The 15,696-nt window shown below is 60.2% G+C and carries 12 protein-coding genes; 6 read left to right on the plus strand and 6 right to left on the minus strand.

Features of this window, described 5'->3' with window-relative positions; translation table 11 throughout:
• Nucleotides 1–137 precede the first annotated feature (137 nt).
• Nucleotides 138–1,409: an exonuclease SbcCD subunit D gene (locus tag QC823_RS08610; protein ID WP_309655936.1), complete on the plus strand. Its 1,272-nt coding sequence runs from the start codon at nt 138–140 to the stop codon at nt 1,407–1,409.
• Entirely contained in the window at nt 1,406–4,336 is a 2,931-nt protein-coding gene (locus QC823_RS08615) for an AAA family ATPase (RefSeq protein WP_309655937.1), read from the plus strand. Before QC823_RS08610 ends, QC823_RS08615 begins: the two co-directional genes overlap by 4 nt.
• A 27-nt stretch (nt 4,337–4,363) precedes the next feature.
• Here the strand turns inward: QC823_RS08615 and QC823_RS08620 are convergent, their stop codons facing one another.
• Nucleotides 4,364–5,950 carry an ABC-F family ATPase gene (locus QC823_RS08620; protein WP_309655938.1) on the minus strand — a complete coding sequence of 529 codons (1,587 nt, stop codon included), beginning with the start codon at nt 5,948–5,950 and terminating at the stop codon, nt 4,364–4,366.
• A gap of 179 nt (nt 5,951–6,129) precedes the next feature.
• Between QC823_RS08620 and arfB the strand changes: the two genes are divergently transcribed.
• From arfB to QC823_RS08635, 3 genes are all read left to right on the plus strand, one after another.
• Entirely contained in the window at nt 6,130–6,546 is a 417-nt protein-coding gene (gene arfB, locus QC823_RS08625) for an alternative ribosome rescue aminoacyl-tRNA hydrolase ArfB (protein ID WP_309655939.1), read from the plus strand.
• Nucleotides 6,547–6,652: 106 nt separating this feature from the next.
• Entirely contained in the window at nt 6,653–7,642 is a 990-nt protein-coding gene (locus QC823_RS08630; protein WP_309655940.1) for an adenosine deaminase, read from the plus strand.
• Nucleotides 7,643–7,680: 38 nt separating this feature from the next.
• Entirely contained in the window at nt 7,681–9,006 is a 1,326-nt protein-coding gene (locus QC823_RS08635) for an aspartate aminotransferase family protein (RefSeq protein ID WP_309655941.1), read from the plus strand.
• Nucleotides 9,007–9,036: 30 nt separating this feature from the next.
• Here the strand turns inward: QC823_RS08635 and QC823_RS08640 are convergent, their stop codons facing one another.
• The 3 genes from QC823_RS08640 to QC823_RS08650 form a co-directional block, all read right to left on the minus strand.
• The gene (locus QC823_RS08640; protein ID WP_309655942.1) at nt 9,037–9,963 is read right to left on the minus strand and encodes a YihY/virulence factor BrkB family protein; all 927 of its coding nucleotides are present in this window, start codon (nt 9,961–9,963) and stop codon (nt 9,037–9,039) included.
• Nucleotides 9,964–10,052: 89 nt separating this feature from the next.
• The gene (locus tag QC823_RS08645; RefSeq protein ID WP_309655943.1) at nt 10,053–11,333 is read right to left on the minus strand and encodes a Y-family DNA polymerase; all 1,281 of its coding nucleotides are present in this window, start codon (nt 11,331–11,333) and stop codon (nt 10,053–10,055) included.
• The gene (locus tag QC823_RS08650) at nt 11,330–11,779 is read right to left on the minus strand and encodes a LexA family protein (RefSeq protein ID WP_309655944.1); all 450 of its coding nucleotides are present in this window, start codon (nt 11,777–11,779) and stop codon (nt 11,330–11,332) included. The genes QC823_RS08645 and QC823_RS08650 overlap by 4 nt, the downstream gene beginning before the upstream one ends.
• A gap of 249 nt (nt 11,780–12,028) precedes the next feature.
• Between QC823_RS08650 and QC823_RS08655 the strand changes: the two genes are divergently transcribed.
• Nucleotides 12,029–12,235 (plus strand): cold-shock protein, encoded by a 207-nt coding sequence (locus QC823_RS08655; protein ID WP_179929056.1) that lies wholly within the window; start codon nt 12,029–12,031, stop codon nt 12,233–12,235.
• Between the two features lie 198 nt (nt 12,236–12,433).
• Here QC823_RS08655 and hglS read toward each other — a convergent pair whose 3' ends face one another.
• Together hglS and QC823_RS08665 are read right to left on the minus strand one after the other, a co-directional pair.
• Nucleotides 12,434–13,804 carry a 2-oxoadipate dioxygenase/decarboxylase HglS gene (gene hglS, locus QC823_RS08660; protein WP_309655945.1) on the minus strand — a complete coding sequence of 457 codons (1,371 nt, stop codon included), beginning with the start codon at nt 13,802–13,804 and terminating at the stop codon, nt 12,434–12,436.
• A gap of 244 nt (nt 13,805–14,048) precedes the next feature.
• Complete coding sequence (locus QC823_RS08665) at nt 14,049–14,945, minus strand: homocysteine S-methyltransferase family protein (RefSeq protein WP_309655946.1); 897 nt, start codon at nt 14,943–14,945, stop codon at nt 14,049–14,051.
• Between the last annotated feature and the right edge of the window lie 751 nt (nt 14,946–15,696).

The following is a 15,696-nucleotide window of genomic DNA, read 5'->3' on the forward strand; positions in this document are numbered from 1 at the left end:
AATGGCGCTCCAACTTGGACCGCTCTTGTGAGAGCCCGATTTATCGGGCGAAAGAGGGGCGTGCACGGTATTGAGATCATGGGTATCGTATACGCACTTTTCGACCATGCGACCCCGTTATGAGGGAATGGATACCCATGCAGCTGCTTCACACCGCGGATTGGCACCTGGGCCAGAGCTTTCACGGCCAGGAGCGCCACGCCGAGCACCGCGCTTTTCTTACCTGGCTTTTGGATACTCTCACCGAGCGCGCGCCGGATGCCTTGCTGGTGGCGGGAGATATTTTCGATGTAGTGAACCCATCATTGCGCGCCCAAGCGCTGTTTTATGATTTTATCGTCAGCGCTCACGAACGGCTGCCGAGCCTTGATATTGTGCTGATCGCCGGTAACCACGACAGCGGCAACCGTATCGAGTTGCCCGCGCCGTTGATGAAGCGCCTGCGCGCCCACGCGTTAGGCCGAGTGAACTGGCAGGATGACGGCCACCTGGATGCCAAACGCCTGCTGGTGCCGTTGACCGATGCGGCGGGCGACACCCGCGCTTGGTGCCTGGCGCTGCCTTTTTTGCGCCCGGCGGAAGTCACGGGCGTTGCCCAGCCAAACGAGGAGCACGAGCCCGCCGATAACGACTACGTGAGCGGTATCACGCGGGTGCATCGTGAGCTGATCGACGCGGCAAAAGCCCAGCGCGCCCCCGGCCAGGCGCTGGTGGCGATGAGCCACGCTCACCTGCACGGCGCGGCGGTGTCAGAGGCGAGCGAGCGCCCGATTGTGATCGGCGGCGAGGAGTCGATTTCCGCCGCGCTTTTTCCGCCGGAGATTGCCTACGTGGCCCTTGGCCACCTGCACCGCGCCCAGCACGTGGGCGAGCCGCGCATCCGCTATAGCGGCAGCCCCTTGCCGCTGGATTTCAGCGAGGTCGATTACCCGCACCAAGTGGTCGCGGTCACCCTTGACGGCGATACGCTCGCCGGTATTGAGACGATCCCGGTGCCGCGCCCGGTGGCCATGCACCGCATCGGCCCCGCGCCGCTTGACGACGTCCTCGCCCAGCTTAACGCCTTAAACGACGACCCGGCGCTGCCCAAAGAACGCTGGCCCTGGCTTGAGGTACGCGTGGCGCTCGACGCCCCGCTGCCTGATTTGCGCTCCCGCATTGATGCCGCCCTGGAGGGCCGCGCGCTGCGCCTGCTGCGATTAGAGCGCCGCCTGCCCCAAGTTACCGAGAAAGGCGCCACCGCGCCGGTCAGCCTGGAGACGTTAGGCCCGCGCAAGCTGTTCGCGACAACCTGGGAAGCCCGCTGGGGCACGCCGCCGGGGGACGAGGTGCTCGCCGATTTCGACCGTCTGCAGCAAGAGGTGCTCGACGGCGAGGATAGCGTTGAGTCCCAGGAGGGCCGCGTGTGAAAATTCTCGCCCTACGCTTGGAAAACTTGGCCTCGCTGCCCGGCCCGCTTGAGCTTGATTTTACCGCCGCGCCGCTGGCGGAGGCGGGGCTTTTTGCCATTACTGGCCCCACCGGTGCGGGCAAAAGCACGCTATTGGATGCGCTGTGCTTGGCGCTTTACGGCAACACGCCACGGCTTCGCCAGGCGCCGGGGCAGAATGCCCCGCTGCCGGACATAGGCGAAGACACCATCGGCACCAGCGACCCACGCACCCTGCTGCGTCGCGGCACCGCCAGTGGCTACGCCGAGGTGGATTTTCTCGGCCGCGATGGGCGGCGCTACCGCGCCCGCTGGTTCGTGCGCCGCGCCCGGAAGAGAGCCGACGGCAAGCTGCAAAGTGTCGAGCAGTCGTTGCGCGACCTTGAGACGGATCAGCTATTAACCACCCAGAAACGCGAGTTCGACCGCCTGCTCGTTGAGCGTTTGGGGTTAAACTTTGACCAGTTCACCCGCGCGGTGCTGCTCGCCCAAAGCGAGTTCGCGGCGTTTCTCACCGCCGACGACAATACTCGCAGTGATTTGCTTGAGCGCTTGACCGGCACCGCCGAGTACTCCGAGATTTCCAAAGCGGCTTACCGCCGCGCAAGCACTGCCAAACGCGCGGTCGAGGCGTTACAAACGCGGCTTGCCGACGACGTACCCGCCAATGCCGATGCCCGGGCCGAGCTAGAGCGCACCACCCGCGAAAGCCAGCAAGCGCTTAACGCCCTCGCTGACAAGCGCCAGGCCCTCACCCGCCAGGTTGAGATCGCCACCGAGGCGGCGCGCCTTACCGCCACGCTGGAGGAAACGCGCCGCGCCCAAGCGCGCGCCCGTACCGAGCACGCCGAGGCGATAACCGCGCTGGAACACGCCGACGCCGCGCTCGCTCGCGCCCACACAAACCGCGAGACCGCCACCCCCGCTTTAAACCAAGCGCGTAAGCAGGCGCTGACCCTTGCCCGTGTCGACGAGCAGTTGCGCGAACAGCAAGACGCCCAACGTAAGCAACAGCGCCTTGTCGCCACGCTCACCGACGACTTCCACAAGGCGCAGCGAACGCAACACGCCCACCAACGCGAGCTTGAGGCGTGGCGGGCCACGCTGAAAACGCTGCTCGGCGAGGCGCCACACCTGGATCACGCCCGCCGCGCCACCCGCGAGGCGCTAGACCACGCCGCCAACCGCCAGTTGGCGTTGGAGACGCTCGCCCACCGCTGGCAGACGTTGACTCAAGCTGAGCGAGCCCACCAGCGCCTTAGCGCGCAGAGTAAGCAGGCGCAAACCCAGCGCGAACAGCTACTGAACGCGGGCAAAACGGCGCGCCAGCAACTTGACGTTCGCCAGCGCCATTTCGATAGCGTTAGCGCGTTTGTTGAGCGCGCCCGCGCCGTACGTAGCGATAGCGTTATCACCCTTCGCGCCGCGCTACAGGAAGGCGAGCCCTGCCCGGTGTGCGGCGGGCTTGAGCACCCGTTTCGCCATCACCCACCCGCCACGCCAGAAGCCGCCCAGCTGGCTGCGCAAGAAGCCGACGAAGCCCAGCAACTGCAAGAGGCCCAACAGGCGCTGGACACGGCCCGCGAACACCGCGACCGGCTTTATAGCCAATACAGCGCCGTGGACGCCGCGCTCAAGCAGCACACCCTTGAGCTTGAACACACGCGCCAGCAGCGCGACGCCGCCGACCAAGCGCTCACGGCGCACTCGCTCTACGACGAGCTTGCCAATGTTGAGATAGATAAGCGCGATACCTGGTTGCAAACGCAGCACCAAGCAAGCGACACCACGCGCAAGCGCCACGAGCAAACGCTCACTCAGCTGGCCGAGGCCGAAGATGCCCTGGCGCCGCTGGAAAAGGCCCTGCACGATGACGCGCTAGCGCTGGCGCGACTGGAGACCGAAAAGAACAGCGCCGAGCAGCAGCTAACGACGTTTGACGCGCAGCTGCCGCCGCTTCACGCTCAGCGGGATGCCTGCCAGCAGCAGCTGGCGAGCCTGCTTGGTGACCACGCAAGCCCCGATGCCTGGCAGCAAGCGCTCGATACTCAGGTCACAAAAGCGCAGCGCGCGCGCGACACCGCCAGCGATCAGCAGCACGCGGCCGCGCAAACGGCGCTGCAGCTAGACGAGCGGGCCAACACCGCCGCCGAGCGGTTAACCCAACTCCAAAACGACCAAGCCCAACTTGAGCGTGAAAAAGGGCCGCCGGCCAGCGGCGCGGCGGCCGAGCTCCCCCCTCGCCTTGAGGCGCTTGAAGCCGAACAGCGCGCGCTCACCCCGCGGCTAGCAGAGGCCCAGCAAGCGCGCGACGAGGCCGCCCATGCGCTGCGCGACGACGAGCGTAAACGCGAGCGCCAGCAGGCCGGCCAGGCCGAGCTCGACGCCGCCCGCGCTGAATACCGCCGCTGGGGGCAAATTAGCGAGCTGATTGGCTCCGCCGACGGCAAGGCATTTCGGCGCATCGCGCAAGCGTATAACCTGGAACAGTTACTGGAGCACGCCAACGCGCACCTGGCAGGCCTGAGCCGCCGTTACCGGCTGGTGCGCGGCGGCAGCGAGCTGGGCCTGCTGGTGGAGGATCTGGACATGGCCGACGAGCGCCGTTCGGTGCATTCGCTTTCCGGCGGCGAGACGTTTTTGGTCTCGCTGGCGCTGGCGCTCGGGCTCGCCTCCATGGCTTCGGGGGAGCTGGTGATTGAGTCGCTGTTTATCGATGAAGGCTTTGGCAGCCTCGACCCGCAATCGCTGGCGCTGGCGATGGACGCGCTCGACGGCCTGCAAGCACTTGGCCGCCGCGTTGGGGTGATTTCCCACGTGCAGGAAATGCACGAGCGCATCCCGGTGCAAATCCAGATCGAACCGCTCGGCAACGGCACCAGCCAGGCAAGGCTGGTAAGCGTTTAACAAGCTCGCCTAGCGATCAGCGCTTTATCAGATCACGCCTTGGCTGCGCAGGTAGTCGTCGTAGCTGCCGCTGAAATCGACGATGCCGTCGCCGCTCATGTCGAGCACGCGGGTGGCAAGCGAGGACACGAATTCACGATCGTGGCTGACGAAAATCAGCGTGCCGGGGTAGTTTTCCAGGGCCAGGTTGAGCGCCTCGATGGACTCCATATCCAGGTGGTTGGTGGGCTCGTCCATCAGCAGCACGTTGGGCTGGGTCAGCGTCAATTTGCCAAACAGCATGCGTCCTTGCTCGCCACCGGAAATCACTTTCACCGATTTATCGATCTCGTCGCTGGAAAACAGCATCCGCCCGAGCGCGCCGCGCACGATCTGCTCGCCGCCTTGGGTCCACTGGGCCATCCATTCGAACAGCGTGGCATCGACGGCGAAATCGTCGCCGTGCTCCTGGGCGAAGACGCCCACATCCGCACTGTCGGTCCACTTCACTTCCCCGGCGTCCGGGCGCAGCTCGCCAGCCAAGGTTTTGAGCAGCGTGGTCTTACCGATGCCGTTAGGGCCAATGATGGCAATGCGCTCGCCGGCCTCAACCGTCATGGAAAACCGCTCAAACAGTGGGGTGTTGTCGTAGCCTTTGGTGATCGCCTCGACGTTGACCGCATTGCGGTGAATCTTTCTGGCTTGGTCGAAGCGGATAAACGGGCTTACCCGGCTTGAAGGTTTGATGTCCTCAAGCTTGATCTTGTCGATCTGGCGCGCCCGCGAGGTGGCCTGCTTGGCTTTGGAGGCGTTGGCCGAGAAGCGGCTGACGAACTGCTGCAGCTCAGCGATCTGCGCCTTTTTCTTGGCGTTGTCGGCGTGCTGGCGTTCGCGCACGGCGGTGGCCGCGGTCATGTAGTCGTCGTAGTTGCCGGGGAACAGCGTGATCTCGCCATAGTCCAGGTCCGCCATGTGGGTGCAGACGCTGTTCAAAAAGTGGCGGTCGTGCGAAATGATGATCATGGTACTGCTACGCGCCTTGAGCACGTCTTCCAGCCAGCGGATGGTGTTGATATCCAGGTGGTTGGTTGGCTCGTCGAGCAGCAGCACATCGGGGTCGGAAAATAGCGCCTGGGCCAGCAGCACCCGCAGCTTCCAGCCCGGCGACACCTCGCTCATGGGGCCAAAATGCTGCTCCAGCGGGATGCCGAGCCCCAGCAGCAATTCCCCGGCGCGCGCCTCGGCGGTATAGCCGTCAAGCTCGGCGAAGCGCACCTCCAAGTCAGCCACCGCCATGCCGTCTTCTTCGATCATTTCCGGCAGCGAATAGATGCGTTCACGCTCCGCCGCGACCTGCGAAAGCTCGGTGTTGCCCATGATCACGGTGTCGATGACGCGCTCGTTCTCAAACGCGAACTGATCCTGGCGCAGTTTACCCAGCCGGGCGCTGGCATCCACCATGACCTGCCCGGCGGTCGGCTCCAGGTCACCGCCAAGAATCTTCATAAAGGTCGACTTGCCGCACCCGTTGGCCCCGATCAGGCCGTAGCGATTGCCGTTACCGAATTTGACGGAAACGTTTTCAAACAAGGGCTTAGCCCCAAACTGCATGGTGATATTGGCGGTTGCGATCACGGAAGGGTCCAGTTGAAGTGCAAAAGTCCGCCATTTTACGCGCTATACGCCGCGCATTCACCCCGCATAAGGGCTCGTTCACCCTGAGCTTGTCGAAGAGAGCTAACCAAAGGGCATGCTAAGCTACGTTTTTATCACGCTGCTCAAAGCGTCAATCAGCCATCGCGTTAAGGAGCCTTATGCTGCGCATTTCCAACACCGTGGAACTGGGCGATTGGGAAATCGAACTGCACCCGATTCGCGCCCAGGGCGCCGGCGGCCAGAACGTTAACAAGGTCGCGTCCGCCATCCACTTACGTTTCGATATTCACCGTTCGAGCCTGCCGCCCTTCTACAAAGAGCGGCTATTGGCGCTGACGGATCAACGCATCACCCAAGAGGGCGTGGTGATCATCAAAGCGCAGCGCTTTCGCACCCAAGAGCATAACCGCGAGGATGCGCTCAACCGCCTGCGCGAGATCATTCGCGAAGCGGTAAAACAGCAAAAAGCGCGCAAGCCGACACGCCCCTCACGGTCCGCCAAGCGTAAACGGGTGGATGCCAAAACGCGTAAAGGCAAGACCAAAGCTCTGCGGGGGAAAGTCCCTAGCAGTTAAAAGTGCCTAGCAGTTAAAGGCCGCCCTGCGCGGGCCACTTGCTGAAAACGCTTTGATTACCAATACTGGCGCCATATTCCCCTTTCTACGCAAGAAGGCGCCCGCTATGCAGGATTTTTTAACGCAGTTACCCAACGTCGAGCTCCACCTGCACATTGAAGGCTCGCTTGAGCCTGAGCTTATGTTTGCGCTGGCCGAGCGGAACCACATGACACTCCCGTATGCGACCATCGCGGAGGCGAAAGCGGCGTATCACTTTCATGACCTGCAAGGCTTTTTAGATATTTACTTTCAGGGCATGACCGTTCTGCAAACCGAGCAAGACTTTTATGACCTGGCGATGGATTATTTCAAACGCGCCAGGGCAGAGGGCGTTGTGCATATTGATATGCACTTTGACCCGCAAGCGCACCTTCAGCGCGGCGTGCCGTTGGAAGTGGTCATGGCGGGCTTGCTGCGCGCAAAAAAAGACGCCGAGGCCTCGCTCGATTTGTCGGTCGGAATGATCATGGCCTTTTTACGCGACCGGCCCGCCGACGAGGCGCTTGACGTGCTGGAACAAGCCGCGCCGTACTGGACGTTTCTCGACGCGATTGGCCTAGACAGTGCCGAGCGCGGCAACCCGCCTGAGAAGTTTCAGGCGCTGTTTGCGCGAGCCAAAGCGCTCGGCCTGGTGCGGGTTGCCCATGCCGGCGAAGAAGGGCCTGCTGACTACATCGAGCAGGCGCTGGATCTCCTTGACGTGCAGCGCATCGATCACGGGGTTCGCTGTTTAGAGAGCGACGCCTTAGTGCAGCGCTTACGCGAAAGCCAAACCGTGCTGACCGTCTGCCCGCTTTCCAATGTGAGTTTGAAAGTCGTCGATCACCTGCGCGACCACCCGCTGCCCAAGCTGTTGGCGGAACAGCTAAACGTCACCATCAGCTCGGACGATCCGGCCTATTTCGGCGGCGGGCTACTGGCCAACCATCTGGCCTGTGCAGAGGCATTTGGTTGGGATGAAGCGGTATTTCGTCGTCTCACTCGTAACGCCATTGAAGAGGCGTTTATGGGCGAAGACCGGCGCCAGCAGCTGCTTAAGCGCTTAGCAAAGTGACACTCTCATACCCCATGCCAACGCGATAGGTAGCAACCATGACAACAACGTCTGTTCATACAGCGCTTAACAATCAAACGGTTAAGCAGCTGGACCGTAAAGGGGTATTTTACTCCTGGTCTGTGCAGGGTTCGCTCGACCCGCTGGTTATCAAAAGCGGCCGTGGTTGCTGGCTATGGGATTACGAAGGCCGCGAGTATCTCGATTTTTCCAGCCAGCTGGTCAATACCAATATCGGTCACCAGCACCCCAAAGTGCTCAACGCCATCAAAGCGCAGGTAGATGAATTGACCACGATAGCCCCTTCGCATGCCAATTATGCGCGCGGTTTAGCGGCTGAAAAGGTGCTTGCCCGCGCCCCGGCGGGCTTTGATAAAGTTTTCTTCACCAACGGCGGGGCTGACGCGAACGAAAATGCGATTCGCATGGCCCGTGCCGCCACCGGGCGGGAAAAGGTACTCTCGGCTTACCGCTCCTACCACGGGGGCACGGGGTCCGCGATTGCGGCCACGGGGGACTTCCGCCGCGTGCCTAACGAGTATGCCCGTGGTCACGTTCACTTCTTCAGCCCCTACCTCTACCGCAGCGACTTTTGGGCGCAAAACGAAGAGGAAGAAGCGGTGCGAGCACTTCAGCACCTGCGCCGCGTTATTGAAGCGGAGGGCACGACGGCCGTTGCCGCCATTCTGCTTGAAACCGTGCCGGGTACTGCGGGCATTCTGGTTCCGCCTAACGGCTATCTAGCCGGCGTGAGAGCCCTTGCCGATGAGTTTGGTATCGCGCTGATTTTTGATGAGGTAATGGCAGGCTTCGGCCGCACCGGCGAATGGTTGGCACTCGACCACTTTGGCGTCACGCCCGATTTGATCACGTTCGCCAAAGGTGTCAATTCAGGTTATGTCCCCGCGGGCGGTGTGCTCATTTCAGAAAAGATTTCCCGTCACTTTAATGACAGCATGTTCTTCGGCGGGCTGACTTACTCAGGCCACCCGCTCGCCATGGCCGCGATTTGTGCAACGCTCGATACGATGGAAGAAGAAGACATCGTCGGCAACGCCGCACGCATTGGCGCGAACGTGTTAGCCCCAGGGCTCAAGCAGATAGCCGAACGCCACGAGAACGTTGGCGACGTCCGCGGGCTGGGTGTTTTCCAGGCCATCGAACTGGTGGAAGACCGGGCAACCCGGCAGCCGTTGAACGCCAAGGCAATGGGGCAGCTCAAAGCGGCCATGATCGAACGTGGTTTATTGCCTTTCGTGGTGGCCAATCGTATTCATGTGGTACCGCCTTGCGTGGTAACCGCCCATGAGGCGGAACAAGGTCTGTCGATCATTAATGACTCGCTGGCGAGCCTTCGTACCTAGACCCCGAAAACCACCAAGCGCGCGTATTGATCAGTCGATTCGGGTAATCGCCTGGCGTTTGGGGTCGACATACCACGGCAGGCCAAGGCGGGTATTGCGCTCCAAATCGGCGATCACCTGGGCGCCCAGTAGCAGGATGATGGCGCCCACTTCCAAGCTCAGCAGCACGACCACCAGCGTCGCCAACGAGCCGTAGACGGTGTTGACGAACGAGAGATTGGCGAAATAGTAAACTAGCACCAGCCGCACCCCTTCCCACAGTAGCGCTGCCACAAAGCCCCCGATCACCGCTCGGCGTAAGGCGATGCGCACGACCGGGAGCACCTTGTAAATGGCACTGAACAACAAAAACATCCCGATAAAACTGCTTAGGTTAAGCACCGGTTCGGAAAGCCCGGCCAACGGCAGTTCCCGCTCGAAAATCGCCAGTATCAGCGTATTGAGCGAGCTGGCCAAAGTGACCGCCAACGTTAATGCCATTAGCCCTGCCCCCAGCACCAGCATGAAGGCATAAGGCAGCATCACGGAGACCCAGGCACTGCGCTTTGTATGCGAGCTCTCTGGCATATGGAAGATAATCGCCAGGGCGTCTTCGAGCATACGAAACGCAAAAGAGCTGAAAAGCAGCAGGATAGGAAAGCTGAGGATGCCGATAACATCGCCGGAATCTAGCAGGTCACGGACGGCGTCCAGCAGAACCTCGGCATGGGCCGGCGCGAGATGGCGCACTTGTACGCTCAGCACACTGAGCAAATGCTGCTCGTCCACCACTTGGGTCAACAGCACGACCAGCAACGCAAACAGCGGCACGATGGAAAGCAAAATATTGTAGCCCACCCCACCGGCCAGCAGGATCCCGCGGTTTTTCAGGAAATGGCACAGTACGCGCCAAGCGAAGCCAGCCACCCGAGGGAGCAGCAGGAAAACAGCATTGAATAAGGTGCGGGGTCGAGCCATGGCGTGGCATCCTCCTTGTACGCTAAGGTCATAATACGCCGATGGCACCACCCATTAACAAGGATGATCGTTAACGCATAAACGCAGCTTTACAGCTTTACCTTGGTGAGTTCGCTCCACTGGGTCGTGTAACGCGGCGTGCGGCGTTCGCTGCGTAATGCCCAGGCGTTGCCTTGGCGAGGCAAGCCCAGCTGAATCGTGCCTTTACCCAGTTCACGGTTGAGCTTATCGACCGTGGCCATGAGCCGCTCGCTGCGTTTTGCCTCGGCGGCCGTTTGCGGCGTCTCATTCAGCGTGAGTTGACGATTGGCTTTGGGGGAAAGGTCCAGCAGTATCACGCCGACTTTTTGGTATTGATACCCTTTGCGCCATAGGTGCCTGAGCCCTTGAACGGCGGCCGCGATAAGGTCGCGGCTGTCATCGGTGGGGCGATCCAGCGAGACAATGACGCGGTGGCGGTACTGCGGCAAATCGGGGCGAAACGGGTTGGTGCGCATAAACACCATGACGGCACTGGTCACGCTCTCTTGCTTGCGCAGCTTCTCTCCTGCGCGGGCAGCGTGGTGGCGGAGCGCTTCGCGGAGATCATGCGGGTTGCCGGTGAGCCGCCCAAAGGAGCGCGAGACCATGATCTGCTGTTTGGGCGCGTTCATGTCATCCAGCTGAATCATCGGCTGGCCGCGCAGCTCCCACACCATGCGTTCCTGCACCACGGAGAATCGCTTGCGGACTTGTTTTGGGTCGGCTTCGCGCAGCTGCCAAGCGGTGTTAATCCCCATCACGTTGAGCCGTTCGGCGGTACGTCGCGCCACGCCCCAAAGCTCAGTCACCGGTAGCTGGTTGAGTACGGCGTGAGTGGCGGGGCTATCGGCGTCTAATTGGCACACGCCGGTGGCGTGGTACGCCGGGTGCTTTTTGGCCATGTGGTTGGCGATTTTGGCCAGTACCCGCGTGGGGGCAAACCCCACCGATACCGGGATGCCCGTCCACTTTCGCACGGTGTCGCGAAGCTGCCGCCCGCGCGCTTGAAGCGTCGCCGAGTCGAAGCCTTGAAACCCCATAAAGCTTTCGTCGATGGAGTACACCTCAACATGCGGCGAAAACGCCGCAAGCACCTCGGTGACGCGCCGCGACATATCGCCATACAGCGCATAATTGCTCGATAGCAGTACCGTTTGGCGTCGTATCGGTGGGGGCAGCAGGTGCATGGCGGTGCCCATCTCCACGCCCAACGCTTTGAGCTCGCTTGAGCGCGCGACAATGCAGCCGTCGTTATTGGAGAGCACCCCGACCGGGCGGCCTTCCAGCGCCGGATTAAACACCCGCTCGCACGATACATAGAAGTTGTTGCAATCCACCAGGGCCATCATGGCAGCGGGGCTCCCGGCAGGCTGTGCAGCACGTGGGTGACGACGCCCCACACGTGGGCCTCACGCCCTTCCAACGGGATTAGTGGGTAAGCCGGGTTACTGGCCCGCAGGTACGCCCGCTGCCCAACGCGCTCTAAGCGCTTGACCGTCAGCTCGCCATCGACGGCAATCACAATGATGCGCCCTGGCAGCGCGTCCAGGCTGCGGTCGACAACCAGCAGGTCCCCGTGGTGAATACCGTCGCCAATCATGGAGTCGCCTTCGGCGCGGACAAAATACGTCGACGCCGGGCGTTTCACCACATGACGATGCAGATCCAAGTCGGTATCAAGGTGATCATCCGCCGGGCTGGGAAACCCCGCGCGAACGGCACTGGAGAAAAATGGCAATGAATGCGGTACGGCAGCGGGGTCTGCCCTGCCTATCCATGAAACGGTCAACGACATACTCGCGGCCCTTTAACTGTATATGAAAACAGTATCAGCAAAGAGCGCCGCGAGTGCAACTAACATTTTTCACATTCACTATTGACGGGCACCCCATTAAAGGTGCAAGATGTTCGCAGTTGGTTAGCAAGTCGAACGTTGTCAGCAGTATCGAAGCATATAGCATTGAGTCTGGTGAAAGTTTCTTGTTCTACCCACGGCAATTCGGGTATTTCCCGGCTTAATTTCGCTACATCGAGGATTTCGATCATGGCAACTGGTACAGTAAAGTGGTTCAACGATACTAAAGGCTTCGGCTTCATCGCTCCGGAAGACAATGGCGACGATCTGTTCGCACATTTCTCTGAAATTCAAGCAGACGGCTTTAAATCTCTGCAAGACGGCCAAAAGGTTTCTTTTGACGTCACTCAGGGCAAAAAAGGCCTTCAGGCTTCTAACATCAAGGTTCTGGATTAATATCCGAACTGTGATGTTAATTGCCGGCTAGCCCGGTAAGTCAAAAACCCCGCCAAGTGCGGGGTTTTTGCGTTATGGCACCTTCGTCAGTGATGACATTGACGAATTGATCCCCCAGCATCCGTCTCGAATTCCTTTTTGAGAATGGCCCGCCCGGTCTTGTTGAAGAAACTTAGCTGGTTATTGCCGCACCGCCCGCTAGTAACACACCGTTTGCAACCCCGCCAACACACTCGCTTTCGATGCCCGCTCGCGCTCTGCGTAGAGCGACAGTTCGTCGGTGACCGAAGCACCGAGCGCGTCTTCAAAGGCACCGCGATTCGCGTTACCCGCATAGGCCTCGCTCTGCCCTCCCCCCAGGTTCGATTGGAAAATACCCGCCGCGCTCACCGGTAGAAAGTCTTCATAGGTGATCGGCTGGGCTTCCACTAGACCTTGTTCGATCAACGCTTCGATATCGCGACCGGCATTTTCGTTAGCGGCCTGGCCTGCGGCTGTCAGGTGATAGTGAAAGTACGCCAAGCCCTCCCGGCGCATTGCGTCGGCGTTATCGGGAAACGCGGCAAATACCTTGCCCATGACCGCTTGATGCGCCTCATTATCCAGCCCTGCGGTTTGTTTGCGGCCTTCATTGAGCAACTGGTCATACAGCGCACGGCCTTTTGGCGTTAGCGCCACGCCACGCTGCTCGATTTCACCAAAGCGCGCCGTATGCGTCCCTTCGGCGTCACCGGCAAAGCGAATCGACTCTTCTAACGCTTTAAAGCTGGTTTGGCGCAACAAAATGGGGCATTCACGACGCGGCGGCCCTTCAATGACGGCCTTGGGGTTCATGCCCAACGCCGGCATGCGACGCTGTACTTCGTCGATATCCAAGGTACGCGGCGTTAAGTGATTAATATGCGGCCCGCGGAAGCACACCACATCGGCAATCAAACGGTGCTCATCATGTAGGGCCTGATAGGTATCCAGATCGACCGTCGCATCCTGGTGCCAACGGAAGGTTTCCAGGGCTTCGTTTACGAACTGGTCGGCCTCTTCGCTGGTTAACCCACCCTGAGCTTCATGACGCTCAATGAGCGCCCGCGCGCCTGGGGTAAAAATATCGCGCTGGGCCAGAATGGCTTCTGAACGCTGGCGTAGCGTCTCGCTTTCGATTAACTCTAAACGCAGTAGCGAGGTAAAAACGCGGAAAGGGTTCATTGCCAGCGCATCATCGTCGACAGGCCGAAAGGCGGTTGAATGAACCGGCACCCCCGCTTCGGAAAGATCGTAATACCCCACCGGATACATCCCCATCACGGCAAACAGGCGGCGAAGCATGGAAAGCTCTGCGGCGTTTCCCACACGGATGGCCCCGTGACGCTCGACGCTCAAACGTGCCAGCTCGCCCTGGGCTTCCAGGCGGCGATGCAGTTCAGGTTGCTGGCTGAGCGTTTCCTGGTTAACGCTTGCCACAAGTTCCAGCAGCGTGCCGTACTGCGGCACTTCGGCTTGATACATGGCCGACATGGCCTTGGAGAAACGGTCGCGAACCGCATCGGTGGGAAGCAGTGTTGTTTGGGGCATTTTGCAGCTCTCTTTAGCGGTAGCGTCCTTGATGATCCAATGCGCTATATCCAATGAACTTCTATATCCAGTGAACTATAGAAGTTATCTGATGCTTACCGCCAGGGAGTTTCTCAGCAATTCCGTCGGGAGCAGGTTCCTGAACCATCAAGCGCATAAGCAAGCGACGCCAGAATTTCTACAGCCCTTCCCGCAGGCGCAGAATCATCTGCGGCTGTTGATTGGCCTGGGGTAAGAGCGTGGCTTACGTCCCGTTACGCTCGGATTCCGCTAGGCGCTTGGCCAGTGCTGCGATATGCGCTGGGCCAACTTCGCAACAGCCCCCTACCAGGATGGCACCCTGCTCAACCCAGCCTAAGGCAATCTCGGCGTAAGCGGCAGGGTCAAGATCTTGGCGCGAGGTTAGTTTATCCACGGTTCCCCCGGGTTGCAGCGGCCCGACCGAAGTAAAGCCATTGGCGTAGCCCCCGAACGGCACACCAAGACCGGACAGTTCACGCATCGCCGTGGTCACCGCTTCAGGCACCGAGCAATTCACCAGCACCGCTTGCGCGCCAGCGTCAACTACCGTCTGGGCTGCAAAAGCCAAGGACTCGCCAGAACGCAAACGCGTACCGTCGTTGTCGTCGACAGAAAAGGCCACCCATACCGGGAGCTGACTTTCCACCGCGGCCTGAGTGGCCGCCAACGCCTCACGGGCCAGCGACATGGTTTCACACAGAAAAAGCTCAACGCCTCCTTGCTGCTCCGCTACCAGGCGACGGTAATCTCGCTGACAAGTGGCTTCATCGGGCACGCTATCGGGGTGATAGCTCGCCACCAGGGGTGGCAGACAGCCGGCAATGCGAACCTCACGGCCACTTTCTTGACGCCCCTGGTGCGCGGCTTTCAGTGCGGCGGCATGCAACGCCTCAAACATGGCAGGGTCGCCATCACGCGCCAGGCGCTGCGGCGTTGCGCTGTAATTATTGAGCTTGATCACCTGAGCGCCTGCTTCGATGTAATCACGGTGCGCCGCCACCACCAGATGAGGCTCATCAAGCATGACCTGCGCCGACCAAAGCGGTGTCACGGGACGGTTACTGCGTTTTCTAAGCTCCTGGCCCATCCCGCCATCGAGCAATACGACACTCTCTTTCATTTGGCTAACTCTCTGCTCAACAGTTGTCGGTTGGTGATCGTTTGGGGTCAGTGTAACCGATGCATCACACACAAAACCTGCCCTATCTACCACCGTGCTAAACTCCCCATCAACGCCAACACGCGAACGGTTTCGTCATGGGAGGCCTCAATGTCATCTGCTGATTGTCAGACACTGCCCATTGGCATTCAGTCCTTTGAGAAGCTGCGCAAGGGCCGGTTTGCTATGTCGATAAGACGCCCTTGATTCACACCATGGCTGAGACAGGCGGTTATTATTTCCTCTGGCCCGCCCGTGGCTGTCCAAAAACAACACAAGACGATACGTCGCCTCGACGCGATTTTCATCACCCGCAGGTACCGAAGGCTGCGCCAGTTCCTTGATCCACTTATCCCAACGCTGCTTGAGCGATTCCTGCTCGCCCGGTTTGCCTGTCGCACTGGGAGGAAGGGCAATCACACTGGTGGAGGGCAATAAACAGCGCCATGGCATTGTTCGCGGGTGAGTTCAGACACAGAAACCTCATGGTGATAACAAGCGAAAGCGCTATTGGACCGAAGCTGCTACGTTTTGGCCACCATGGCAATGGCGGCATTCCAAAGCCAAAGGCTACGCCGATAAGCACCGCGTCAGTGGCAAGCCCATTCACTTCATCCCGGGTTATTCACGAGGCAGGCCTGAAAACAAAAATAGTGAATGGTAATCTCTAAGGTAATCAATACGTTCCGCCAAGAACACGATTCCAAGAGGC

It is taken from the genome of Vreelandella vilamensis, from assembly GCF_031451755.1.
Classification (GTDB): Bacteria; Pseudomonadota; Gammaproteobacteria; order Pseudomonadales; family Halomonadaceae; genus Vreelandella; species Vreelandella vilamensis.

Excerpts from the sequence above, each read along its gene's own strand:
- QC823_RS08610 (WP_309655936.1), top strand. The coding sequence starts at position 138 with ATGCAGCTGCTTCACACCGCGGATTGGCACCTGGGCCAGAGCTTTCAC.
- arfB (WP_309655939.1), top strand. The coding sequence starts at position 6,130 with ATGCTGCGCATTTCCAACACCGTGGAACTGGGCGATTGGGAAATCGAA.
- QC823_RS08630 (WP_309655940.1), top strand. The coding sequence starts at position 6,653 with ATGCAGGATTTTTTAACGCAGTTACCCAACGTCGAGCTCCACCTGCAC.
- QC823_RS08635 (WP_309655941.1), top strand. The coding sequence starts at position 7,681 with ATGACAACAACGTCTGTTCATACAGCGCTTAACAATCAAACGGTTAAG.
- QC823_RS08640 (WP_309655942.1), bottom strand. The coding sequence starts at position 9,963 with ATGGCTCGACCCCGCACCTTATTCAATGCTGTTTTCCTGCTGCTCCCT.
- QC823_RS08645 (WP_309655943.1), bottom strand. The coding sequence starts at position 11,333 with ATGATGGCCCTGGTGGATTGCAACAACTTCTATGTATCGTGCGAGCGG.
- QC823_RS08650 (WP_309655944.1), bottom strand. The coding sequence starts at position 11,779 with ATGTCGTTGACCGTTTCATGGATAGGCAGGGCAGACCCCGCTGCCGTA.
- QC823_RS08655 (WP_179929056.1), top strand. The coding sequence starts at position 12,029 with ATGGCAACTGGTACAGTAAAGTGGTTCAACGATACTAAAGGCTTCGGC.
- hglS (WP_309655945.1), bottom strand. The coding sequence starts at position 13,804 with ATGCCCCAAACAACACTGCTTCCCACCGATGCGGTTCGCGACCGTTTC.
- QC823_RS08665 (WP_309655946.1), bottom strand. The coding sequence starts at position 14,945 with ATGAAAGAGAGTGTCGTATTGCTCGATGGCGGGATGGGCCAGGAGCTT.